This window comes from Paenibacillus apiarius (assembly GCF_017052585.1).
Classification (GTDB): Bacteria; Bacillota; Bacilli; order Paenibacillales; family Paenibacillaceae; genus Paenibacillus_B; species Paenibacillus_B apiarius.
Map to the genome: position 1 here is coordinate 911,460 of NZ_JAFFHZ010000001.1, position 22,728 is coordinate 934,187.

The following is a 22,728-nucleotide window of genomic DNA, read 5'->3' on the forward strand; positions in this document are numbered from 1 at the left end:
GCGTGAGCGCACTACCTTATTTATAACGAATAAGTTGAGGTGAATTTCGGATGGATGGCGACCCGAGGCCGTGCCACGGTACGAACGGACAACCGAATATGACGATTCGACAGGAACCGATGTCGCCCAAGACCGTTGCTGTCTGTTGCTCGTGCCTATAAGTTGAGCCGACCTTCAACTGCCTCGACGTATGACTATGCACCGAATGACGGATGACGTAATGAGCATCACCCTGCTTGAATCGTCAAGATTAGACGATGCAGCCCGTCCATTGTCGGCGGCGCGAAGGAGTGAATGCAATGAAAATCCGTCTTGTAAACGAAGGGGTATTTATACCTGTAGAAGACATCAAGGTCGCATTGAAGCCGCCTGAACAAGGCTTTTACTGGATCGATGCCGATATTGACGATCTGATCGTGCTGCAGCCTTTATTCTCCATGCATGATCTGGCCGTAGAAGACTGTATGAGCGAAGAAGAGCAGCGCCCGAAGATTGAAATCTATGAAGGACACTACTTTATCGTGCTTAACAGCATCCGGTTTGATGATGAAGAAATATTTTTACGTTCACTGAACATATTTTTAGGCAAGCACTTTATCATCACGGTAACGAAACAAAAAATAAACGAGTTGCGCATGGTGAAGCCGGTCCTGTGGGAACAGGAAGTCAGTGCGGCAGACCGCATGCTATATCTCTTAATTGATATGGTCGTTGACAACTATTTTACGGTAGCCGATCGAATTGAAGCGAAGATCGACAATCTGGAAGAAGAGCTCATCGTCAGCGCCAAAAAGACCCACCTGAATGAAATCATTAGCTTGAGAAGCGAAATCCTATGGCTCAAAAAAGGATTGGCTCCGCAAAAAGAAGTGCTGCTCGTCCTATACCGCAAAGAACTGCGGCTTATCGATGACGATTTGCAAAAATACTTCCGCGACATTTATGAAAATGCGGTTAAAGTGTCAGAGACATTCGAAACATTCCGCGATCTGATGGGAAACTTGCGCGAGTCATACCAGCTCAGCATTGCGAATCGCGCGAATGATATTATGAGGGTATTCACCGCCATCACGACCATATTTATGCCGCTTACTTTAATTACGGGCATCTATGGAATGAACTTTGACTACATCCCGTTCATGGATTGGGATTTTGGTTCATTCTATATGATTGGCTTCATGTTTGTCCTCGGAGCATTCATGTTCTATTTATTCCGAAAAAAAGATTGGATTTGACAAGCGGCTGTCCCGATGTGCCCGTGTTCCTGACTCGCTCAAGGACACGGGCATTATAGTTCATTCAGCTTGCCTGACGTGCGGAAGCAGCATTCTTTTGCTGGCGGTGAAGCAGACGCAGAAGACGAATCCGCTCGTAGTTCGCCTGCACGGAAGCGGAAGATTGCTCTAAAGCCGCTTCACCGAATACTTTGATATACACCGGCTTCAAGTACTCGTCCCCCAGCTCTGCAAAAGCCATATCAATTGCCTGCCTCTCTTCCGGCGGCAGCGAGCTAATCTCGGCCTCCACTAACGTTTCTACTTGGTAGCCCTCCCGCTCCAGCGTTTCAACTCGCATAATGAGCTCCCGGCGGTCTACGTGCAGAATTTCCATCAGCTCCAACAGGCTCCGTCCTTGCTGTATTCCCTCCAGCAGCTTTCTGCGCTCGGTCAGCTTCGTCAACTCATCCCGCTGTTTCGCTTCCCATTCCGCATAGATCCACTGTGCGAATTGCTGCTCGGTAATGGCCTCCTGCACCCACTGCAGAGGGAAGGTCGTGCTGCGTTCATGTTCCTTCGTTATTGCGATGATATCGTCCCCGAACGATTGTAATTTGGCATCGCCGAATCCCGGAAGCTCCTTCAATTCCTCCAATGTATGCGGTAAAAATGCGCTCACAAGCCGAAGCATCCGGTTCGTCGCCACCCAATACGGCGCGCGTTTCAGGCGGCTTGCCATCTCTCGGCGCCACTTGGCCAACTGCTCGTACACGTTCTCTTTCGCATATAACTGGGCATAGCAATTCACCCATTCCTGCCGTTCTTTCATCCGGCGTTCATGAATGTCTGTATCTGGGACAAATCCCAGCACCATGCGATAGCCCAAGCTAAGCAGCTGAGCCAACCCTCCCCGCAACGCAGCGCGCATCTCGGCCCAAATGGAACCTTCGAACCATACCTCAGAAGCCCCGCCGTCCACTTCCCAGATTATGATCCACTTGCCCTCCTCTTCTCCTACCGTGACAAGGCCCTGCTGGGATTTGACCGTTTCAACCTCTTTTTTAGTCTTGCGCTTCCCCATGCGTCCGTCCTTGTCTGTGCCTTCCTGATAATCGAACCTTGCCGTCCAGATTACTTGCATGTGCGACGACTCCTCCTTTATCATAAGTTGCATGTTATCCATTCATAATGTGGAACATAAAAAAGAAAGCACCTCTTCAAAATGCGGTTATACGCATTTCAAAGAGGTGCTTCCCCGTCCTAGTTATGAATTTACCTAAATTATACCACATAGGTATGAAAGGTTGCAATTGTTACTTTTCGTGCATGTTCAACTCTTTTAGAAGTTGCCGCTGTTACGCTATAATGGGAATGCTACTCATAGAAGGAGGTTCGTCACGATGAATATGAACGATATAGACTTTTTATCCGACGGTACAGAGGAGACGTCAACGCGCTTCGTTACGTTTATTGGCCCGAGCATGCACCGCTTTGATCTGGCTGTTACGACGACGAACCGTTTCTACGGCAAGAAGCTCGTTACGGATTTGCAGAGCGGCTTGACCGCCATCCTCGGACAAGACGATCTGGAAGAAGAGGGTTATTTGGAATCGTTCTATCGCTTGGGCGACGAAGAAGCGGAAGATTTGCGTCATTTTCTGTCCATGGTTATCGGTGCCGTCCATTTTACGGACTAAGGGCCAGGTTGATGAAGCCTCATACTTCCACGGTAAGATGCGGATGGAGAACGATATATCAACGATATCTGTTCTCCTGTTCGCTCCCATATATCACATTGTGCAGTTATTTCACTTCAACACCGCTCCATTCTTGTCGATAATACCACGGAGAAGCACGATGAGCGCTTTTTCGAGCCGGTAGGTCTTTAATGCTTGACTTTTCATCATATGTAATATTCCGTTCGGGCAGTGGCGCGTTCTGACTGGCGGTGATTCGCTGTATCCGCCTTTTGCTCCATTCTCCCCTTCCATCAGAAGGCGTCACGTCGAATGGCGACTCTGGTTTACTTCCATCATTATCGGCCCCTTCATGCCATGGATCCGAACGGCATGTGCTAACCTCGACATTATCTCTCCTGACGGTATGGGAGAATGGATCTAAGGACCATTGTACGGAGGCCCGATAACATGTTTTCGCTCAAAGGGAAAGAGGACTGCCATTCTGAATGAAGGGGAGAGTGAGGCAATGGATACCGAACAGGCATACCTTTTTCCGGAAAGGGAAGTGACGCTCCAAAAGATCTTCTATCGAGGCCTTTCGAAGACGAGCGAGCACGTTTAGGGATAGGTTTCATCCCCATAAGGATTGTCTGGTTTCGCTTGGATAAAAAAACGGCGATGCAGGCTGGTCCGTGTCACATCATGACAGAACAAGCAAGCTTCACCGTGTTGTTGCCGCTGTTATGCGGCACTTATGGTTGTGCTATTATTCGAATGAATCAAATTCCGACTAACTTCACTATGCTGGACATTTCGAGCCGTTCAAATACGGCATGCACCGCAGTCTGTTCCGGTTCGAACAGACAGCGCTCGGTATCGCATACGACCGGAGCGTCGCACTCAATCCGCGCCAGTTGGCGCGATAAATGAAGCATGTCCATATCCGACTCAATCTTCGTGCGCACGCCTTTGGCAAGCGACGGCAGATTGTCAAGGATGCCTTCGATGGAGGCATACTCCTGAATTAGCTTGTGCGCGGTCTTCTCGCCAATGCCGCGAACACCCGGATAATTGTCGGACGTGTCTCCCATAAGACCTTTCAAATCAATAATTTGCTCTGGCGTCAACTGCTTCTCTTCCATTAAAGTGAGCGGGCTGTATACCGCGTAGTTGCCATGCCCTTTTTTCATTATAATAACCGTTGTCCGTTCATGGACAAGCTGGAGCATATCATGATCGCCTGTCAAAATATGGACTTCCATTTCATCCCGGTATAAACGGGCAAGCGTTCCGATGCAATCATCCGCTTCATACCCTTCCGCCGAAATGTTCGGAATGCCGAAGCTGTCCATCACATCGCGAATGAGCTGAAATTGCGGAACCAGATCCTCGGGGCACTCCGCACGATTCGCTTTGTACTGGTCATATTGCTCTGCACGGAACGTCTTGCTGCTCAAATCCCAGCAGCAAGCGATATGAGTCGGTTCAAATGTTTGCACCGCATCCCAAAAATAGCGCATAAACCCGTATACCGCATTGGTCGGAGTCCCGTCCTTCATGCGGCGAATGGAGCCGCCGTATGCCGTCGCATAGTACGCGCGGAAAAGCAATGCCATCCCGTCGACCAACAGAATGCGCGGCAGTTGAGATGGCTGAGATGTCTCTGCATGTTCTTCGAGCTGTTCTTCCAGCATGAGTGTTAACTCCTTTCGCAATACAATGCCTTCCAGTATACCATATATTGCGGCTCACCGCGGTTAACGGATTCTGCCATGCCCGCTCAATGCTTGGAGGCAGCAGTCCACGTGTTCTCGAACATCTCTTCGCGGAAGCCGACTGTCGCCCGATTCCCGTCGGTCACGATCGGCCGCTTGATCAATTTGCCGTTCGATGACAGCAACTCCAACTGTTCTTCCTCGCTCAGTTGCGGCAATTTATCTTTTAATTGCATCGATTTATATACTTCGCCGGACGTATTGAACCACTTCTTCAATTCCAGTCCGCTCATCTCCACAAGCTTCTTCAGCTCGGCTGCCGTTGGCGGCTGTTCAATCAGCGGAATCAGCTCGGTCTCAATGCCTTGAGCCTGCAGCCATTTAACCGCTTTGCGGCACGTGCTGCATTTGGAATATTCATATACGGTCAACTTCATTGTACTCTCTCCTTTATGACGTCGTTCACACATGCTTCATACATCTTATCGAAGCCTTTATCATACAAGCCCTTGACGCAACCGTTCTCTTAGCTGCTGCAGTTCGGGCGGCAGCTTAGCTGTAAACTGCAGGGGCACCCCCGTCATTGGATGCAAGAACCGCAGCTCGGACGCATGAAGAGCGTGCCGGGTTAGCGGCGCAACCGCAGCCTGAAGGAATGGCGTTCGCGCCAGCTCGTTCGTTGCATAGAACTTGTCTCCCAGCAGCGGACATCCTAGATGCTGCATATGCACGCGGATTTGATGGGTTCTGCCCGTCTCCAAGCGGCAGGATACTCGTGCCGCCTCGCCATCGTATGTTTCGATCACACCGTAATGCGTAATCGAATCGTATCCATCCGGAGTCACGACGCGAAGATGCGGCTGCTCCTTGTCCCGGTCAATCGGGGCATGAACCGTTCCTTCGCGTGGAACCGGCACGCCATATACGAACGCTTCGTACTGCTTCCAGACTTCATTGTTCCGCATCTGATCAGACAGCTGATGATGCGCATGTCCATGCTTGGCTACGATAAGCAAGCCCGACGTCTCTTGATCCAGCCGGTTCGCGGGGCGGAAGCGCGTCTGCTCTCCCTTAACCCTCCAATAATGGACAACGCCGTTGGCCAGCGTTCCGTTGGGATAGCCTTTCGTCGGATGGACGACGAGTCCCGCCGGTTTATTGACGACGAGGATATCGTCATCTTCATATACAACATCTACGGGAATCGGCTCCGGCTCAATATAATCAACGGTCTCCTCCGCAATTCGGACGTGTACGACATCTCCGCCGTTCAAACGGTCCCGCACGGTAAGCGGCCTATCGTTGTACCGCTCCATGCCGTTCACCGTTATCGCACGTTCCACTGTCTTCAAGCGGGTCAGCAATCGCCGCGACAGGTTCAGCCGCGAACGGAGAACCGTCCGCAGTTGAATGCCGGCCTCTTCCTCCGGCACAACATAAGTGAGCTCCGCGGCGATATCCAATTTCGATTCAGTCATGTCGTTCTTGACGTCGAAACACTTCGGCGCTGCGCACATATTCCTGGTCTTGCACCACGGCAATTGCATTGGCGCGGCGTGCCGCGGCAAAGAAATAATCCGATAGCCGATTAACGTATTTCATCACTTCTGCATGCACCGTCTCTTGCCGTGACAAGGCGACCAAGCGGCGTTCCGCCCGCCGGCATACAGTGCGGCAGACGTGAAGCGCCGAAGCGACGTCGCTTCCTCCCGGTAAAATAAATTTGCGTATAGCCGGAGTCGAGTCTTCATGCGCATCGATCCAAGCTTCAAGCCGCTCCGCCTGTGCTGCGTGAATTTTGTAGGTGACGCTGTCTTGCTTCGTCTCCGCATACGCGACATCCGAACCGCAATCGAACAGCTCGTGTTGGATTTCGACTAGCTGCTCCCGCAATTCATTATAGCCGTCTTCCCGGCAACAGGCCGCAGCCCAGCCGACGAACGCGTTCAATTCATCCAGCTCGCCATATGCATCCACCCGCAGATGATCTTTGGCGACCCGACCTCCGATGAGCGAAGTCATGCCTGCATCACCCGTCCGAGTATATATATTCACAACTAAGGCCCTCCCATCTTTTCCAATCTATTATCCGCGGAATCGAGTTGCGCTTAGCTCCTCCGGAATGCCGGCGGTCAAGCGAAACCATTGATGGCTCCTCCGAGCCAGTTCCAGATTCAATGCGGCATGCTGCGTAATATAGCATCGTTCTTTCCTATCGGTAAATGCCGTGTATCCGGGAGGTTCGTCCGTAATAACGAACACCTTCCCTTGGAACGACAACAACGCATGCTGCAGTTCCTCGCGCGCCGCCGTTATCATTTCCATATAATCGCCATCGGAGATGCTGCCGGCATGCTCTTGCATAAAGCGTTGATGCGCCGCGCATAAATACGACGTCAAGCTATCAATGACCAGAACTCTCCGCTCGGCACGATACAGATTCGATTCCTCATTGATGCGATGGAGCACAGCCGGCAAGGAGTACCCGGTGTGAATGGTCTGCCATGTGAAATGTGGGGGTGCGGGCATGGCATCCGGCAGCGGCGTAGCGTGTGTAACGACATATAGCCCTTCGCGTCCGAAGGTTGCCGCATACTTGAGGGCAAACGGCGTTTTGCCGCTGCCGGCGCCTCCTGTCACCCCTATTATCATGTTGTTTCCCTCCATCACCTGTCATCCGTCCTGTTTCTGTAATTACTGTTCCTCTGCCAACGCTTTCAGCACCTCAACCGAGAGCTCTTCATTCGGGGTTCGGGCCGGTATCGTAACGAACAGCCCTGGCTCCTGAATGCCAATCTTCTTCAGAAGCGGCATCTGGTCTGCAGGCAGAGCATACAGATGCTTTCCTTTATATTCGTTATATCCTTTTTCCGCTTTCTCGTATACGACTCCGTCCATAACACCAGCCGCATATTTTTCCTTGTCGAAATAGTTGTCCAATACGACATGTCCGCCCTGCATCGCCATCGTCTTGACGTCATCCTCCGGCAACATAACGATGCCGTTGTCGCCTGCAGCATATTCGACAATCAGTTTTTGCAAATTGTACATCGGCGATGCAACGGCATCCACCGTAAACTTTCCTTCAAATTGCTTGCTCAATTCTTCTTTTAACGCTTGCGTCATTTCGGATGGCACTGTTGACTTCGGCATCATGAATACGGTTATATCCGCTTTCGGTCCGCCGCAGCCGCTTATAAGGATAAGCATCGCCAGCAGAGCCCCCACGAATCCCCATTTGCGCATCAAGCAATCCCCTCTCTCCTCATATGTCTCTTCATTCACTATATCATAAACGCTGCAAGCAAAAAAAGAAGACCCCGCAGGGTCTTCGTTCACGCAGTCATTTCTTGACATGCGACTTCATATATTCGTTAATTTTCAAGTCCAGCATACTGCTGATTTCGATGACATTCTCAGCCGTAAACGACTGTTCTTCTTGAAACATCTGCTCCATTTGCTTGCGAAGAACAAGAATTTCATTTTCTAGCGCAAGTAGCTTGGACGAAACGTTTCTTGTTTTGCCCGACCATTTCGGATGAGATCCATCTTCTCTCAATAAACTACGTGAATACGCCGTCAAGGTGTAGTTCGAACAAAACAAGTGACCTTTCCTCCCTTCGCAGCTGGATACTCGAAGTCCCTATAGTTGTCCATCTGTTCCATATGATGGGACAACCTAGCGAGACATGTTATATTATACCAGAGGAAGGGTACAAAAACTAGTTCATTTTAGTTGAATTTGAATTTTTTTCACATTTCTTGCTTCATCTTGTCGAGGAAGCGTCCCATGCGGTCGAGCGCCTCATTCAGCTGCGCGACAGACGTAGCGTAAGAACAACGGATGAAGCCTTCCCCGCCCAAGCCGAACACGTCGCCGGGCACTGCCGCAACCTTTGCTTCGAATAACAGCCGATGGGCAAATTGCTCCGAAGTCAGTCCCGTCGATTGAATGGATGGAAAAGCATAGAATGCCCCCTGCGGCTCATGGCAGTCAAGTCCGATCTCCCGGAAGCCCTTGACGACCAAACGGCGGCGTTGATTGTATGACTCCACCATTTGGGCTTTCTCTTCATGGCCGTTCTTCAACGCTTCCAACGCAGCCACCTGCCCCATAATCGGCGCACACATGACCGTATATTGGTGAATTTTCAACATCGCTGCAATAATTTCTTTATGTCCGCACGCATAACCCATGCGCCAGCCCGTCATCGCAAACGCCTTGGAGAAGCCGCTCACCACAATAGTTCGATCCTTCATGCCCGGAACCGATGCAAAGCTTACGTGCTTCTGATCATAAGTCAGTTCCGCATAGATTTCATCGGAAATAACGATTAAATCATGCTCCTCCACCACTTTTGCAATCGGAAGCCAATCCTCGTAAGTCATAATGCCCCCGGTCGGATTGCTCGGATAGCACAGGATGAGCACTTTGGATTTCGGCGTTAATTTTGCTTTGAGCGCTTCAGCCGTCAATTTGAACTGGTTCTCGGCAGATGTTTCAATTCCGACCGCCACACCGCCGCCAATCGATACGATCGGAGAATATGAAATATAGCAAGGCTCTGGAATCATTATTTCATCGCCTGGCGACACGAGCGTCCGCAACGCTAAATCAATCGCCTCCGAGCCGCCGACCGTAACGAGAATCTCGTCCGCCGGATTGTACGTGATCTGGAACGAATCGTGCAAATATTCGGCAATCGCCTCGCGCAGCTCAGGCATCCCCGCGTTGGATGTATATTTGGTGCGTCCCCGTTCCAATGAGTATACGCATGCCTCCCGCACATGCCATGGCGTGCAGAAATCCGGCTCTCCGACGCCAAGCGTAATAATGTCTTTGCTCGCATTCGCCATGTCGAAGAATTTGCGAATGCCTGAAGGTGGGATGTCTCTGACCAACGGATTGATATAATTTCCCATGGAGCGCATCGTCGCTTGCTTATCCTCTTCCTTAATCATGACACATCACCTTTCACGGGGATACTACGAGGCGATGATCGTCCTCGCGGTCTTCATAAATAATGCCTTCTTGCTTATATTTCTTCAATATAAAATGCGTCTTCGTCGAAAGCACCGATTCAATCGGAGACAGCTTGTCAGATACGAACGATGCGACTTCACGCAAGTTCTTCCCTTCGACTTCCACGAGCAAATCATACGCGCCGGACATAAGGTAGACGGATTTCACCTGCGGGAACAAGTAGATGCGCTCCGCAATGCCTTCGAAGCCGCGGCCGCGCTCAGGCGTAATCTGAACCTCAATCAGCGCCGTCACTTTCTCGTCGTTCACCTTGCTCCAATTCAGGACTGTCGCATATTTAACGATGACGTGATCGTCTTCCATTTCGGTGATGGCCGCTCTGACTTCTTCTTCCTCCACACCAAGCATCGTCGCGATTAAGCCAGGAGAACGACGGGCGTCCTCTTTCAGCAGCTTCAGTATATTAATGTTTAATTCGCTCAAATCCTTCATATGACGAATCCTCCCCCGGCCTGGATAAATAGCAAGTGTTCAAAGGGGCACTGCTCCACCCTGGGATGCTTCGTGATCCGAAAGGGGCTTTTTGAACTACCTCTATAAGGCCGTTTTCAGTTGGTATGCCTATTATGATACACCTTATTACAACTTCCTGCCAAGAACCACCTATGCCGTATTCCCAGGTCTATCCGGATCTGCTCCTGGCCGCCGGCTAATATGAAAATAGCCGTCCTTCCACAATGGAAAGACGGCGCTATCGGCCGGAGCGAATGATTACATGTAATTAGGGGAATGGCTGCCTTGATAGTTCCCTTGTGTATAGTTGTTGTTATTGTAATTATGCTGCTGGCCGCTCAGCTTCTGCTGTACGAACTGGTTCGTTTTCATCTGCGTTTGTTGATTTTGCTGCAGCTGCTTATTTACTTCCTGACGCAGCGCCGGCGAAGCCACGGAATACATATTGTTCTGCTCCATTAGAGTGAACAATTCTCCCTGCATCTTGAGCGTGCTGTTCGTCAAATCGGTAAACATTTGCCGGACCGTCGGGCACGCCGCCTCCGTAACGCCTGTCGCATATTCGCGCGACGTGCGTTTCAAATCGGCCAATATCGTATATAACAAATCTTCCTCAGCCATGAACCCGCTGTTTCGTGTATTGTTCATCGTCAACATTGCCTCCTGCTCTTATTTGACTATGTTATTGCGATTGAGATTGCTGCGGTTGGGTCGGCGCCAGCTGAGCGTGCTGCTGCAGTGTCTGCACAAGAATATTCATATGCTGCTGATGAGTGGACACCATATGCGTCAGCGCTTGCTGAACCGTCGTATTCGCCGAGCTGGCGGCGGTTGCCGCGCATTGCTTGATCAGCAGATCTTCATTCGAGATCGAATCGGCTATATACTCTAATTCTTTGGCGGTCAGCGGTTTCATGGTCAGATGATTTTGTTGTCCATATTGCATTTGGCATGATCTCCTTCCATCTCTTGTATGTTCGCGTACTATGTGTATTATGGACCCAGCAATAGGAAAATATGTAATGCAAACAACGAAAACAAATTGTCTGGTAAGCTGAATCGCTTGATGCCGTGAATTCCAGCTGCCTCATGATTGGCAGCTGGTTTACGGCTGCTCGTCTAGCTCCCGCTTCATCTTTGCTTCTTAGCTTCCCGGTTTCTTTCGATGCTTTTCCAGACCGTCCGGGTGTCTGCTCGCATGCGGGCGCTTCACTAACGGCTGCATGAACCATGCGCTTAACACAGGCGCTGCGCCGATAACCGTGAGAAATACGATAATCGCCGTATTGTTCGTTCGCCATTGAACCAGAGCGATAAAGGCCGCGATGCCCGCCATCCGCCCGATGATCAAACCAAATTCCCGCAGTACAGTGAGCTCGACGCGCTGGCTGACCGACTCCTTATCGACCGCCATAATATCGAATGTGGATGATGTCATCGGTATAGTGAACAGCGGCGAGAAGAGGGAAGTTATAATACCGAACATAAGCAGCGTCCCATATTTGATCTGAAAATATAATGGGGTAACCGCGAGCGCCATCGCTACCGCGCCGAGCAATATCCCTTTGGCACGGTAAGATACTTCAAAGAAACGCCCTGCCACATAGAAGCTGGCCAGCGCAACCGCAGAGGTAATAAGTGTGTAATTGCCGAGCTTCAGTTCATTGGCAGTGGCAATATACACGATCAGCCCGACGAGAAAAGCGAACACGCCATCGCGTATTCCTTGTGACGCCAAAGCCGGCAGAGCGGTGCGCCAAGGACTGTGCAGAGGACGTACCCAAGTGAACGGAAGCGCCCAGCAATAATGGCCTTCCGGCGGACGTTTGTGAAGCCAGAAGCTAATAATGACCGCTCCGATAAAGACAACAAAGGAGATGGTAAATATGATCGGATAGCCGCGGCTATCGCCAAGCGTGGAGATGAGAAAGCCCGAAGCCCAAGGCGCTGCCATCCCGCAGCCCGATCCGATAAATCCGACCCAGCCATTGAACAAATCGCGGTTGGCCGCATCCGTCACTTCAAAATATACGACATTGAAGGCCAGCCAGAAGGCCCCGGAAGCGGCACCCAGCGTTAAGCCGAGCGGCCATATGTAATGAACAGCCTCCTTATCGATCCACAAAACCACGGCGTAAAAGATGCCGGCAAGCCCGATGCCAAGGCGCAGGCAGTTCATTTTGTTGCCTTCTTTAACCCATTTGCCGGCGAAATAGAACATGAGCCCGATTGCAATTTGCTGGCTGAACGCAAACCAGCCGATGAGTGAATAATCCGACTTCGCTTTCCAAAGAAAAACGTTGACAAACGTCCCTGACAGGGCGTTCGCCAACGAGAATAGACCGTATACGACCAACAACAAGATGGATTGGCCGTCCAGACGCGCCTTCACGAAGGTAAACCTCCCCGCTTCCGTGGGCTTGCACCCATTTCGTTACAGCTTTTAAGTTACCCCAAAGCGCGCGTCTTATTTATTCTGATTTCGTATTGCGTACATTTTCCATTAATGGTTCACGATATGTCTCTGCCAGCACCTTCGATACTTGAAAGCAGGACGTGCATACATATACATCCAATTGAAACGGCGCTGTAAGCAGCGGCTGCTTGATAGTCTCAGGGATGTGGGGCGCGAACTGGGCAGAAGGGAGCGTTTCTTTGCCGATAAGCATCATGTATTCCCGGCACTGCGGGCATTCAGGAACTTCTGGCTGCTCATGCAGCACCTTGTCTACGCCTTCTTGGTAGCGCAGCGCATCCGGTTCGCTAAATAGAACGGAATCGTCATCCCAGCCAAAGTTGGACCAGCCTTTCTCTTCCGGCTCATCTGTATCCGCATCGGATGCTTGTTCGTTGCGCGCATCCTTCGCGTCATCTTCATCGTGTTCGATCATGACGTTCAAACTCCGATAAGCATTCAATTCATTATGGCAGTGCGGGCATTCCTCTTCCGGCCCCAATACCTCGTCCCATACAATTTCCGTATCGCACCAAGGACAGATTGTCGTGCTGCTCATTGTCCATCATCAAACCTTTCCTTTATAGGTAGTTTAAAAAGTGTCATTTTGATCACGATGCGTATCTGAAAGCAAAAGCGGCATCGAATCTTGCATTCACCCTCGAAGTCCGGTGCTCGTGTAGTCTTGCCTACACTCCGCTCCTCCTTCTTCGGCTTCTTGCAACCTTCTCGGTGCTAAAAATTCCACTTTTTAAACCCGATTTCATTTTAAGCCTAAATATTTACCCAATACACAATTCCGATAATGACAAATAGCGCGGCTAAAGCAAACAGCGTTCCCCATAAGTACTTCATGAATGACCTCCGCGGTATAATCCAATCACACTACTTGATGCTCGAACCAATAATGTAGGACAACGATACCGAGATAATCATCGCCAGGAGACCCACCGCCCGATTGTCTTTCTGTATCTCATTGTCCAAATTAAAATACGGCATCAAAAAGCCGAACAAAAAGTAAGCCACAAGCAATAGTACATAACCAATTATCGCCCATGTCAACGAAGCGTATAACGAGTCCCGCGCTTCAATCCCGAAGCGAAAAATATTGCATATCCCAAATATTTTCCCCGATGTCGCCAGGGCAACGCTAATATTTCCTTTGCGAATCTCGTCCCAGCACTTATAACGCGTTACCAATTCAAATACGGATAACAACAGCACCAGAGCGAGCAGCGCCACCGAAAAATACGCTATCATCGATACGTACGGATTGCTAAGCCATTGTTCAATTAGATGTTCCACTGTTGTCCTCCCCACGTTCAAGAATGATTACTTCAACTCCGCCACGGTTACTCCCGTGCCGCCTTCGCCATAATTGCCGAGACGGAAGCTCTTTACATGCTTATGCCTGCGTAAAAATTCTTGAATGCCGGTGCGAAGGATTCCCGTTCCTTTGCCATGGATAATGTATACCTGACCCAAGTTGCCAAGCAGCGCCTCATCCAAGAAACGATCCACTTCCATCATCGCCTCTTCCAGGTTGGCCCCCCGCAAATCAAGCTCGGACCGGACATTTTCTCCACGTGTGCGCTTCACGTTCATGCCGGATTGCACCTGCTTCGCTTCCGACTTGGACGAGGACAGCAGCTCCAAATCATCGAGGCGAACCTTCATCTTCAAAATGCCGAGCTGAACAACGGCTTCCTGTCCTGCCAGTTCAACGACGGTGCCTTTTTGATTCAAGCTGTATACCATTACTTCGTCGCCGGCTTCGATTTTCCGGGCTGCCTTCACGCTCTTCTTCGTCTTCGCGGCAATCTTGCTGGCCGGCGACGCTTCATCAAGCTTTCTGCGGGCTTCCGTCAAACGATGATCCTTTACCTGAGCCCCTTCCAGAGCCAGCTGCCTCAATTCCGAAATGATCTCTTCCGCTTCGCGGCGGGCTTTCGCAACGATGGCCCGCGCTTCTTCTTCCGCGCGCGCTACCCGCTTGTCGCGATCCGCTTCCAACTTCTCGCGTTCTTCAGCCAATGCTTGACGCAGCGCCTCCGTCTCGCGCCGCAACCGCTCCGCAGCCTCGCGTTCCGCTTCCGCTCCCAGACGATTCTCTTCCAATGAAGCGATCATCGTCTCTACCCGCAGATCCTCTTCCGTCACTTCGCCGCGAGCATGCTCGATAATGGACTTCGACAACCCGAGCCGTTCGGCAATGGCAAATGCATTGCTTCGTCCAGGCACGCCAATCAACAAACGATAGGTTGGACTCAATGTCTGAACATCGAACTCCATGCTGGCGTTAATGATGCCTTTGCGTTCGTACGCATACGCCTTCAGCTCGCTATAATGGGTCGTGGCCACCATGCGGCAGCCGAGCTTATGGATATGCTCCAGAATGGCGATTGCTAATGCCGACCCTTCCGCAGGATCTGTTCCTGCACCCAGTTCATCAAGCAATACCAAGCTCTTCGGCGTCATATGGCCCAATATTCGAATAATATTCGTTAAGTGGCTGGAGAACGTGCTCAAGTTCTGCTCGATGCTCTGCTCGTCTCCGATATCGGCGTATATCGCATCGAATACGCACATCTGACTGCCTTCCTCCGCCGGAATGAACAGACCTGACATCGCCATAAGGCTCAGCAGCCCCATCGTCTTCAGGGATACCGTCTTGCCGCCGGTATTTGGACCCGTGACGATGATGGAGGTGTAGGAATTGCCGAGCTCCACATCAATCGGCACGACTTGTTCTGCCGGGATCAACGGATGACGGCCTTTCTTCAGCTTGATAAAGCCACGGTCGTTCATGCGCGGAATCGATGCCTTCATCTGATGGGCTAATCTGGCTTTGGCAAAAATGAAATCCAATTGCTCCACGCAATCCGTATCGTACAGCAGCACATCGGCGAGAAGACCGACTTCCTCGGTCAAACGCGACAAAATGCGCTCAATTTCGCGCTCTTCTCTCAGCTTCGTCTCGCGCAGCTTGTTGTTCATTGCCACGATCGCTTCCGGTTCAATGAAGAGCGTGGCGCCCGAGCTCGATTGATCATGCACGATACCACCGTAATGTCCGCGATATTCCTGCTTCACCGGAATGACGTACCGATCATTGCGAATCGTAACTAACTGATCCTGGAGCATTTTTTGTCCGCTCTGCGAACGAATCATGGATTCCAGCTTTTCACGAATGCGCGTTTCCCCGATGCGCAGCTCACGGCGTACGGTCGCCAATTCCGTGCTGGCTTGATCCAATACGTCGCCCTGCTCGTCGATACAATGGCGAATATCTTCCTCCAGCGCCTTCTGGTCGCTGATGGATTGCGCCAATTCATGGATGAGCGGCACCGGATTGTCTTCATGAACGCTTGCTATATGCCGGGCGACACGTCTGCCTGACAAGAGCAGCAACGAAATATCCCACAGCTCGCTTGCGCTGAGCATGGCATTGATGCGCGCGCGCTTGATGGAGCCGCGAATATCCTTCACCCCGGAAAACGGCGCTCCGCCCTTAAGGCGCTCTACCGTCATCGCTTCATCTGTCGCCTGCAAACGGCGCTTCACTTCATCTAAATGTGTGCTCGGCTGCAATGCCAGCGCAGACTGTTCTCCCAGCGGGGTCGCCGCGTGCTGCGCTAATGACTGCAGTATTTTATGGTAATCCATCGTGTTTAAAATTTTCGAATCCAATTCTAGTCACGACTCCTCTCGCTGTAATTATATCGAAAGACCTAATTGAAGGCTATTCATGTCTGAACATGCCACTTATGTTTATCGCGGATAAGGTTACAATAATTGTTGCACAAACCTATACCCTTCAAACAAGTAAGGAGGAAAGTCCATGAGTTTTCTCGGTCATGTCGTTCGATTTATTGTGGCAGCCATTGTGTTGATGGTCACGGGCTGGATTGTGCCAATGTTTGCCGTAGGCGGCTTCTGGAGTGCCTTAATCCTCGCCTTGATCATTGCCTTGTTCGGCTGGATTGTCGAAGGCATTTTTGGAAAAAAAGTTACGCCGTTCGGTCGGGGTATCGTTGGCTTTTTAGTCAGCGCCCTCGTCATTTACGTCGCCCAATTCTTTGTAGCCGGCGTATCGGTCACCATCCTCGGAGCGATTTTGGCTGCCTTGGTCATCGGGTTGATTGACTTGTTCATCCCAATCGCCTCTCCGTTCGAAGCCGGACGCGAAGCGAAATAATCCGAAGGCTGCCGCTTCACGCCATCAGTCCTTTCCAGACGATATGCCGAATCACTCCAATTCTGTATTTTTGCCCGACAAAGAATGGCAAAAAAGGAGTGAATCAGCTACACTGTTATGGAAAAGGAGGATGAGCATGAAACGAAGCAGCCTTTGGACGTTATCATCATTTTTCATTATTATGATCGTCTTGCTGGTCGCTTGCGGAGGAAATAAAGAACAGAATTCGCCAGCAAGCGCTTCTGCCTCCGCAGATACAGAGCTTGTCATACAAGCGACCAATTATAAGTTTGACCAACCGGAATATCGAATTAAAGCAGGCGAACCTGTCCGCATCGTTTTGGATTCCTCCGGAAATCACGGGTTAGCCGTCAAAGAGCTGGGTCTCTCTCTCGATCCCAATACCAAGGAACAAGTAATAACTCCAGAGAAGCCCGGCACCTACGAATTCCAATGCACGATTATGTGCGGCCCGGGCCACCGTGATATGAAGGCTGTACTGATCGTCGAATAACATTGCAACCAGCTCCCCATGAACGGCTTCCCCACGGCTAAGCCTGGCCGCATACACGAGGCCGCCGTATCCTTTATTGGAAACGGCGGCTTTTTCAAAGCCATTGCGCCCATTTTACCGCTTCAACCATAACATCCGGGATCCACTGCCCCGTCTTATCCACCCAGACTGACTGCTCCACCCAGGTACGTATATAGCCTGCAGGCCATGCCCGAAGCAGCACATACAGGATACACCACAAAAATACGAACTGAATAAGTCCGAGCACTGCGCCGGTAAGCCGGTCTACGGTCCGGATTGGCCCGGACGCGGTGAATTTGCTCAATGCAAAGCGGACTAGCCATAAGCCGGCAAGGACAAAAAAGAACAGCAGCGCAAAGGCAATGACCGCATGCACCGTATCCATCAGCTCAGATGACATTGAACCCGCACCGTCTGCGGGCGGGTGCGGGCTTGCCGCTTGCTTGCCTGTTGCAAACAGCCTCTTCCTTACCCATGGGATGAAGTAATCATAGAAGCGCGATGCGACGACAAAGGCTACGATATAGCCGAACAACGAGAGGGCTTGTGCTTTCAGTCCCCGCTTCGCTCCCCACGCGATGCATATCACTGCAGCTATGGCAATGATATAATCGAGCCCATTCCAAGCCATTACCCCCTCTGCGAGTCCATTCCATAGGTTGTCAAAAAACATTGTGATTTCTTGTAACATAATTCATCCTTTATTGCGATTTAACGGACATCCTGCTCAATCAATTCCAACCATTCGTTGAACTCCGATTGCAGCTTCGAATACTCGTCTTTGAGCTTGGTGTAGGCTTCTTCCGTTTCTTGAGCTTGCTTGCGCTCCATGTCCCGCTCTACTTGCGACAACCGGAACTGATGGGACAATACTTCGAATTGTTCCTGAATGGCCGCCATATCCTCGTTCACGGCAGCCTGTTCCTTGGCTTGCCCCAATTCGGCTATGACGTCCTTCAACTGCTGCTTCAATTCCTCTCGTTCATCATTCCAAGATTTGAACGCAAGCGACCAATCCTTCTCTTGCTCTGCCCATTCCTGTTCCCGCGCGTTCCAATTGGATTCCGCTTGCTTCCATTTCCGTTCTTCCTCTTTCCATTGTTCGAAATGCTCAAGCCACTGTTCTTCCCGAGCCTGCCACTTCTTCTCCAGCTCCTGCCAGTTCGCTTCCCGAGCTTCCCACTGCTCTTTCTGCCCGGTCCATTCCTGTTCGTTATGCTGCTGCTCGGCGAGCTGTTCCCGCCATTGTTGCTCGCGCGCCCGCACACTTTCAAGCTCCGCTTCCCAAGCTTGCTCCCGCTCCTTCATCTGCTTCTTGTAAGCTTCATATTGTTCAAGCTCAGCCTCGTACAACTCTTGCTCCTCTTGCAGTTGGGCGCAGCGCTCCGCTGCCTCCACCGCTTCTTTCTGAGCCGTCTCCACTGCTGCCGCCGCTTCAGACTGCGCGCTTTGCAGCGTTTCTGCCGCAGACTGCCAGTTCAGCTTCTCCGCCTCCATCTGACGGCACTTTGCTTCCAGCTCGGCGGCGATATCGTTGAAGGCTGCCTGTCCCTTCTCTTCCTTCGCCAACCAAGCATTTCGTTCTTGTTCGAACTGCTCCTGCAGGAGGCTGCGCTCCTGCTTGAACTGTTCTTGCAGACTGATGCGTTCCTTCTCGGCTTCCCGCTTCCATGACTCTTTTTCCGCCTGAAGACGTTCCTCAAGCTGCGCCTCGTGCTGAGCAAGGAGTTCTTCGCGCTCGGCAGCCGCCAGCTGTTCCGCTTCTTTCAGCTGCTCCTGCAGTTCCGCCACTTCCGCGTGTGCGTCGTCCCGCACCCGAATGAGCCGTTCCATCTCCACCAAACGCGCGCGATCGAGCTCTTCCGCACGGCTTAATTGCCCTTCGACCTGATGGAGGCGATGAGACGCCTTCTTCAGTTGTTCCTCCGCTTCCGCGCGCAACGAAAGCTCCAGCGCGGCCATCGCTTGTTCATGTTCGACTGCCGCCTCCTCATGCAGGGCCGTGAACGTTTCCACATCCTCCGCATGCTGGGCCCGCACTTGCTCCAGCTCTTTCTGATGCGCGGTCTCCATCTGCTCGAGTTCATTGCCAAGGGCTGCTTTCAATTGTTCCAGCTCGCTTTGGTGGCGGGACTGCGCTTCCTCCAGAGCGTCCTGCTGCTTCGAGCTCTGCAGTTCGAGATCCTGTTGGTGCTTCGCGTTCAATTGAGACAAAACATCTTGATGCTTCGTATTTACTTGCTTCAGCTCGTTTTTATGCTTCGCATCGATTTGTTCCATTTCGGTCCGATGCGCTGCTTTTGCCTGCTCCAGTTCAGTACGGCGCTTCGCCTCTGTCCGTTCCAATTCAGTGCGAAGCTCCGCCTCCTTCTGATCGAATTGTTGCTGCAGCGCAGACAGCGCCTCTGCCTGCTTCTCCTGATGAGCGGCTGCCGCCTCTTCCAGCTCCTTCGCATGACGTTCGGCCAATTCCTTCATCTGGCCTGAGTGGCGCTGATTCGACTTCAGCAATTGATTGCCATGAGACGACTTCAATTGTTGAATCTGCTCTTCATGCTTCGTTTGAATCTGATTTATCTCTGCGGTATATTTTGCTTCTAGCGCTTGAACCTCGCTCGTTCGCTCCTGTTTCAATTGCTCAACTTGCGCGGCTTGCTGTTCAGCAAGCTGCTTGACGCGCTGCGCATGGTCCGACTTTAACCTTTCTGTCTGAGCGCCGTGCTCTTGAGCCAAACTCGCCTTCAGCTCGGTCAACCGCTTCTCCCATTCAGCCGCTTGCGCAGCCAACTGCCCTTCCCAAGCAGCCGTCTGCTCCGCCAGTTGCTCTTCCCAGACTGCAGCCGTCTCTTCTGTCCGCTTCTTCTCGGCATCCAGCTTTGACTGCCATTGCCGCTCCTGCTGGGCGAGCTTCTGCTGCAGCGCCGCTTCGTGCGCCTTGGCAGCCTGCTGCTTGTCCTCAGCGGCCGTCTTCAGCTTCGCTTCCAGCTCTTGGAGCTTGCGCTTCGACTCATTCTCCCGGGCCGTCATCGATTGAATGCGGCGGTCCGCTTCCTTCGTCTGTTCCGTCAGCTTCTGCAGACGCTCGTTCGCAGCGCGCTTCTCATCAGACAGCTGGCGGTTCGCTTCCTTCAGCTTCGCCGCTTCCGCACGAAGCGAAGCAGTCTGCTTCTCTACCTGCTCCTTCTCCTTGGCCAGCTCTGCTTGGAGCTTGTCAATCTCGGCGCCCGATTCCTTGTGCAGCTTCTCTAGCGCTTGCGAGGATTCGGACTTCAGCTGTTCGAATTCGCGCGCCAATGCCTTGCCGGCATGCTCCTGCTCTATCAGCGATGCGCTTATGCGCTCATGGTCGTCCTTAATCTTCTGCACTTCTTCCGCAATGTGCACGGCCGCAAGCACGGCGATGCGCGGCGTATCCAGACGCGAGTTCGCATCCGAGATGACCCGCATATGCTCGTCCACCACGGCAGCGATATTTCGCATATATTCTTTGCTTGTCGTACCTACCAATTTATATTGCGTTCCATATATTTCAACCGTAACCCGATGTTTGTTATCTGGAGTGGTCATTCTATACGTCCTCCTTACCGTTGCGTCGCCAACGAACTGCAAATATGACTTTGCAAATGAGGCAACGAAATCTTCCCTTTATAAGTTCGATGTCCTTAGCCTCATTTCCTGCTACGCAAAGCGGAAAGTCAGGTTTCATTTCATATATGACGGGCCGAAAAAGAAATGGGGTCCGTCTTATTCCTCTCGGGAGGAAACAACAGGTAAAACCGATGCGGAATCCAATGCAGAATTCCGTCGAACCTTCATCCGACACGAATTGACCAAATGATATTTACTTATAAGGCATTATTTGGTACTGTTGTTATAAGAATAACCTACAGGTTTTGAAGAGGTGATGATATGAGGGCCGAGTCGCTTCAATTTACGACTATTGGAGACTTCATCCGAACACGCAGACAAGAGGCCAACTTAACGTTAGTCCAGTTAGAAGAAATGACAGGAGTCGGCAAAGGCATCATCTCCAAAATCGAGAACGGTGAAACAAAGCGCCCGGAATTTAAAACGATGCATGCCCTTGCGAGTGTCCTCGACACCGCATATCCGAATATCGTGGAATTATATCTCTCCGTCGAGCAGAGAGCTGATGTGCTCATGTCCATTTTGAAGGAGTCCATTTACAGCGCTCCCTCATTGTGCTATAAGATTGCCGCTCAATTTTTGCGCGACGAAAAAAAAGACAGCACTGAATTAGTGGGACAATTGTATAGATTTGCAGGCTCGATTGAAGATGCTGAATCGGTCAGGCTTTCCCTGTACAAGCTCATCATCAAATATTCACGCACGCACGGCATTCAGGACTACTTCGCCAAAGCCTTGCTGCAAGAGTATCTGATCGAACGGGATAACTTGGAGTTGTTGCATTCAACCTATCATACAGGAAAAAACATTGCTCATTATGTGCAATTTCTTTCATCTGAAGAACAAATTTCCTTTTACTATAAAATAGGCGCCCATGCTTATCAATTAAACAAACACCAAGAATCAATCGATTTTTGCAAGCAAGTTTTAATATTGGATACAACGGACAGTGTCACCAAAGCGCATGCCCTCTCCTTCATTTCCTTTTCCTATTATTTCTTGGACAATTACGATATGGCGGAACATTATTTGCGGCAATACTGCACGTTCCAATTTCCATTTGTGCAAGAAAACGCAGATTTCATGACAGCCAAGCTAAACGGCAAAAAAGGAAATGTTGAGTTAGCCATTCATCAAATGGAACAATGTTTGGAAAAGTCTGCGCATAAAGTCAACATTATTTATGATCTTTTTGATTTATATTTGCAGCAGAACAACTTGGACGCTATCGAAAAGCTATTTCAGCGGGAAGAGCAGCTTATTGAAGCCGAGCGTTCCAATCACCCGAGTCTGATTGCAGAGCTTGCTTTATACTACAAAAATAAAAGCGAATATTATAAACTGATCGCAATGCATGAGCAATCTGTCGATTGCTTGCTGAAAAGCATTACCATGTTCGTTAGTGTCGACAGGCATACAAACGCCTATGAATGCATTGAATTATTGTTTGATCGGCTCTATGAGAATTGTGACCCAATTAACAACATGAAGTATTTACATAGAATCAAGTCCATGTTTTACGAGCTGAATAGCAGCAAACAAAAGATAGGAGAGATGATATGAAAAACGTAAAAGCTAAATTGACTGCTGTTGTCCTGTTTCTGTCTCTGATCGTTGCTCCGGCGGCAACCATGTTCACTGGTGGCGGCGGTGTCATTAACCCTTGGTAAGGTTCACCGCTCCCGGACAGGCAGCCGCAAAATAAACTGCATGTGACAATGCACTTCAAAAAAATGGTGGAACAGGACTCTTCCTGCTCCACCATTTTTTGATGCAGATCTAAT

Annotated in this window: 23 protein-coding genes; 5 read left to right on the top strand and 18 right to left on the bottom strand. The window is 50.7% G+C overall.

What is annotated here, in order from left to right; translation table 11 throughout:
* The first annotated feature begins 299 nt into the window (after positions 1-299).
* On the top strand, positions 300-1,235 hold the full coding sequence (corA, locus tag JSQ80_RS04170; protein WP_087433432.1) for a magnesium/cobalt transporter CorA: 936 nt from the start codon (positions 300-302) through the stop codon (positions 1,233-1,235).
* A 64-nt stretch (positions 1,236-1,299) separates the two neighbouring features.
* Here the strand turns inward: corA and JSQ80_RS04175 are convergent, their stop codons facing one another.
* Positions 1,300-2,358 carry an HRDC domain-containing protein gene (locus JSQ80_RS04175; RefSeq protein ID WP_206094455.1) on the bottom strand — a complete coding sequence of 353 codons (1,059 nt, stop codon included), beginning with the start codon at positions 2,356-2,358 and terminating at the stop codon, positions 1,300-1,302.
* Between the two features lie 259 nt (positions 2,359-2,617).
* On the opposite strand from JSQ80_RS04175, the gene JSQ80_RS04180 reads away from it, so the two are divergent.
* Positions 2,618-2,914 (top strand): DUF3055 domain-containing protein, encoded by a 297-nt coding sequence (locus JSQ80_RS04180; protein WP_176392799.1) that lies wholly within the window; start codon positions 2,618-2,620, stop codon positions 2,912-2,914.
* 761 nt (positions 2,915-3,675) lie between these two features.
* Here the strand turns inward: JSQ80_RS04180 and JSQ80_RS04185 are convergent.
* From JSQ80_RS04185 to JSQ80_RS04255, 15 genes are all read right to left on the bottom strand, one after another.
* Positions 3,676-4,590, bottom strand: a complete 915-nt coding sequence (locus JSQ80_RS04185; protein ID WP_206094456.1) for a 5'-3' exonuclease — start codon at positions 4,588-4,590, stop codon at positions 3,676-3,678.
* Positions 4,591-4,676: 86 nt separating this feature from the next.
* Complete coding sequence (locus tag JSQ80_RS04190; RefSeq protein ID WP_206094457.1) at positions 4,677-5,048, bottom strand: Spx/MgsR family RNA polymerase-binding regulatory protein; 372 nt, start codon at positions 5,046-5,048, stop codon at positions 4,677-4,679.
* 60 nt (positions 5,049-5,108) lie between these two features.
* Positions 5,109-6,089 (bottom strand): RluA family pseudouridine synthase, encoded by a 981-nt coding sequence (locus JSQ80_RS04195; RefSeq protein WP_206094458.1) that lies wholly within the window; start codon positions 6,087-6,089, stop codon positions 5,109-5,111.
* Complete coding sequence (locus JSQ80_RS04200) at positions 6,082-6,666, bottom strand: cob(I)yrinic acid a,c-diamide adenosyltransferase (protein ID WP_206094459.1); 585 nt, start codon at positions 6,664-6,666, stop codon at positions 6,082-6,084. The genes JSQ80_RS04195 and JSQ80_RS04200 overlap by 8 nt, the downstream gene beginning before the upstream one ends.
* 30 nt (positions 6,667-6,696) lie before the next feature.
* The gene (locus JSQ80_RS04205; RefSeq protein WP_206094460.1) at positions 6,697-7,263 is read right to left on the bottom strand and encodes a bifunctional adenosylcobinamide kinase/adenosylcobinamide-phosphate guanylyltransferase; all 567 of its coding nucleotides are present in this window, start codon (positions 7,261-7,263) and stop codon (positions 6,697-6,699) included.
* A gap of 42 nt (positions 7,264-7,305) precedes the next feature.
* Positions 7,306-7,857 (bottom strand): hypothetical protein, encoded by a 552-nt coding sequence (locus JSQ80_RS04210; RefSeq protein ID WP_206097468.1) that lies wholly within the window; start codon positions 7,855-7,857, stop codon positions 7,306-7,308.
* Positions 7,858-7,954: 97 nt separating this feature from the next.
* Entirely contained in the window at positions 7,955-8,215 is a 261-nt protein-coding gene (locus JSQ80_RS04215) for an aspartyl-phosphate phosphatase Spo0E family protein (RefSeq protein WP_206094461.1), read from the bottom strand.
* A gap of 149 nt (positions 8,216-8,364) precedes the next feature.
* Positions 8,365-9,573: an aminotransferase class I/II-fold pyridoxal phosphate-dependent enzyme gene (locus JSQ80_RS04220; RefSeq protein ID WP_206094462.1), complete on the bottom strand. Its 1,209-nt coding sequence runs from the start codon at positions 9,571-9,573 to the stop codon at positions 8,365-8,367.
* A 13-nt stretch (positions 9,574-9,586) separates the two neighbouring features.
* The gene (locus JSQ80_RS04225; protein ID WP_087433422.1) at positions 9,587-10,087 is read right to left on the bottom strand and encodes an Lrp/AsnC family transcriptional regulator; all 501 of its coding nucleotides are present in this window, start codon (positions 10,085-10,087) and stop codon (positions 9,587-9,589) included.
* Positions 10,088-10,366: 279 nt separating this feature from the next.
* On the bottom strand, positions 10,367-10,756 hold the full coding sequence (locus tag JSQ80_RS04230) for a spore coat protein (protein ID WP_087433421.1): 390 nt from the start codon (positions 10,754-10,756) through the stop codon (positions 10,367-10,369).
* Positions 10,757-10,790: 34 nt separating this feature from the next.
* The gene (locus JSQ80_RS04235) at positions 10,791-11,054 is read right to left on the bottom strand and encodes a hypothetical protein (RefSeq protein WP_206094463.1); all 264 of its coding nucleotides are present in this window, start codon (positions 11,052-11,054) and stop codon (positions 10,791-10,793) included.
* A 198-nt stretch (positions 11,055-11,252) separates the two neighbouring features.
* Positions 11,253-12,500 carry an MFS transporter gene (locus JSQ80_RS04240; RefSeq protein WP_206094464.1) on the bottom strand — a complete coding sequence of 416 codons (1,248 nt, stop codon included), beginning with the start codon at positions 12,498-12,500 and terminating at the stop codon, positions 11,253-11,255.
* A gap of 79 nt (positions 12,501-12,579) precedes the next feature.
* Positions 12,580-13,122: a hypothetical protein gene (locus tag JSQ80_RS04245; protein WP_206094465.1), complete on the bottom strand. Its 543-nt coding sequence runs from the start codon at positions 13,120-13,122 to the stop codon at positions 12,580-12,582.
* A 326-nt stretch (positions 13,123-13,448) separates the two neighbouring features.
* Positions 13,449-13,868, bottom strand: a complete 420-nt coding sequence (locus JSQ80_RS04250) for a DUF350 domain-containing protein (protein ID WP_087433417.1) — start codon at positions 13,866-13,868, stop codon at positions 13,449-13,451.
* A gap of 27 nt (positions 13,869-13,895) precedes the next feature.
* Entirely contained in the window at positions 13,896-16,253 is a 2,358-nt protein-coding gene (locus JSQ80_RS04255) for an endonuclease MutS2 (protein ID WP_206094466.1), read from the bottom strand.
* Positions 16,254-16,404: 151 nt separating this feature from the next.
* On the opposite strand from JSQ80_RS04255, the gene JSQ80_RS04260 reads away from it, so the two are divergent.
* On the top strand, positions 16,405-16,761 hold the full coding sequence (locus tag JSQ80_RS04260) for a phage holin family protein (RefSeq protein ID WP_087433415.1): 357 nt from the start codon (positions 16,405-16,407) through the stop codon (positions 16,759-16,761).
* Positions 16,762-16,897: 136 nt separating this feature from the next.
* On the top strand, positions 16,898-17,275 hold the full coding sequence (locus tag JSQ80_RS04265) for a cupredoxin domain-containing protein (protein WP_206094467.1): 378 nt from the start codon (positions 16,898-16,900) through the stop codon (positions 17,273-17,275).
* A gap of 94 nt (positions 17,276-17,369) precedes the next feature.
* Here JSQ80_RS04265 and JSQ80_RS04270 read toward each other — a convergent pair whose 3' ends face one another.
* Both JSQ80_RS04270 and zapA read right to left on the bottom strand, forming a co-directional pair.
* Entirely contained in the window at positions 17,370-17,987 is a 618-nt protein-coding gene (locus JSQ80_RS04270; protein ID WP_206094468.1) for a CvpA family protein, read from the bottom strand.
* Positions 17,988-18,007: 20 nt separating this feature from the next.
* Positions 18,008-20,863, bottom strand: coding sequence for a cell division protein ZapA (zapA, locus tag JSQ80_RS04275; RefSeq protein ID WP_206094469.1), 2,856 nt, complete (start codon positions 20,861-20,863; stop codon positions 18,008-18,010).
* A 342-nt stretch (positions 20,864-21,205) separates the two neighbouring features.
* Between zapA and JSQ80_RS04280 the strand changes: the two genes are divergently transcribed.
* Positions 21,206-22,507, top strand: coding sequence for a helix-turn-helix domain-containing protein (locus JSQ80_RS04280; RefSeq protein ID WP_206094470.1), 1,302 nt, complete (start codon positions 21,206-21,208; stop codon positions 22,505-22,507).
* Positions 22,508-22,728: the final 221 nt, after the last annotated feature.

What these genes read in the sequence shown, in the direction of transcription:
- JSQ80_RS04245 (WP_206094465.1), bottom strand. Translation starts at nt 13,122, where the DNA reads ATGAGCAGCACGACAATCTGTCCTTGGTGCGATACGGAAATTGTATGG.
- JSQ80_RS04175 (WP_206094455.1), bottom strand. Translation starts at nt 2,358, where the DNA reads ATGCAAGTAATCTGGACGGCAAGGTTCGATTATCAGGAAGGCACAGAC.
- JSQ80_RS04205 (WP_206094460.1), bottom strand. Translation starts at nt 7,263, where the DNA reads ATGATAATAGGGGTGACAGGAGGCGCCGGCAGCGGCAAAACGCCGTTT.
- JSQ80_RS04270 (WP_206094468.1), bottom strand. Translation starts at nt 17,987, where the DNA reads ATGTTACAAGAAATCACAATGTTTTTTGACAACCTATGGAATGGACTC.
- zapA (WP_206094469.1), bottom strand. Translation starts at nt 20,863, where the DNA reads ATGACCACTCCAGATAACAAACATCGGGTTACGGTTGAAATATATGGA.
- JSQ80_RS04230 (WP_087433421.1), bottom strand. Translation starts at nt 10,756, where the DNA reads ATGAACAATACACGAAACAGCGGGTTCATGGCTGAGGAAGATTTGTTA.
- JSQ80_RS04280 (WP_206094470.1), top strand. Translation starts at nt 21,206, where the DNA reads ATGAGGGCCGAGTCGCTTCAATTTACGACTATTGGAGACTTCATCCGA.
- JSQ80_RS04265 (WP_206094467.1), top strand. Translation starts at nt 16,898, where the DNA reads ATGAAACGAAGCAGCCTTTGGACGTTATCATCATTTTTCATTATTATG.
- JSQ80_RS04190 (WP_206094457.1), bottom strand. Translation starts at nt 5,048, where the DNA reads ATGAAGTTGACCGTATATGAATATTCCAAATGCAGCACGTGCCGCAAA.
- JSQ80_RS04180 (WP_176392799.1), top strand. Translation starts at nt 2,618, where the DNA reads ATGAATATGAACGATATAGACTTTTTATCCGACGGTACAGAGGAGACG.
- JSQ80_RS04185 (WP_206094456.1), bottom strand. Translation starts at nt 4,590, where the DNA reads ATGCTGGAAGAACAGCTCGAAGAACATGCAGAGACATCTCAGCCATCT.
- JSQ80_RS04220 (WP_206094462.1), bottom strand. Translation starts at nt 9,573, where the DNA reads ATGATTAAGGAAGAGGATAAGCAAGCGACGATGCGCTCCATGGGAAAT.
- JSQ80_RS04210 (WP_206097468.1), bottom strand. Translation starts at nt 7,857, where the DNA reads ATGCGCAAATGGGGATTCGTGGGGGCTCTGCTGGCGATGCTTATCCTT.
- JSQ80_RS04235 (WP_206094463.1), bottom strand. Translation starts at nt 11,054, where the DNA reads ATGCAATATGGACAACAAAATCATCTGACCATGAAACCGCTGACCGCC.
- JSQ80_RS04260 (WP_087433415.1), top strand. Translation starts at nt 16,405, where the DNA reads ATGAGTTTTCTCGGTCATGTCGTTCGATTTATTGTGGCAGCCATTGTG.
- corA (WP_087433432.1), top strand. Translation starts at nt 300, where the DNA reads ATGAAAATCCGTCTTGTAAACGAAGGGGTATTTATACCTGTAGAAGAC.
- JSQ80_RS04225 (WP_087433422.1), bottom strand. Translation starts at nt 10,087, where the DNA reads ATGAAGGATTTGAGCGAATTAAACATTAATATACTGAAGCTGCTGAAA.
- JSQ80_RS04195 (WP_206094458.1), bottom strand. Translation starts at nt 6,089, where the DNA reads ATGACTGAATCGAAATTGGATATCGCCGCGGAGCTCACTTATGTTGTG.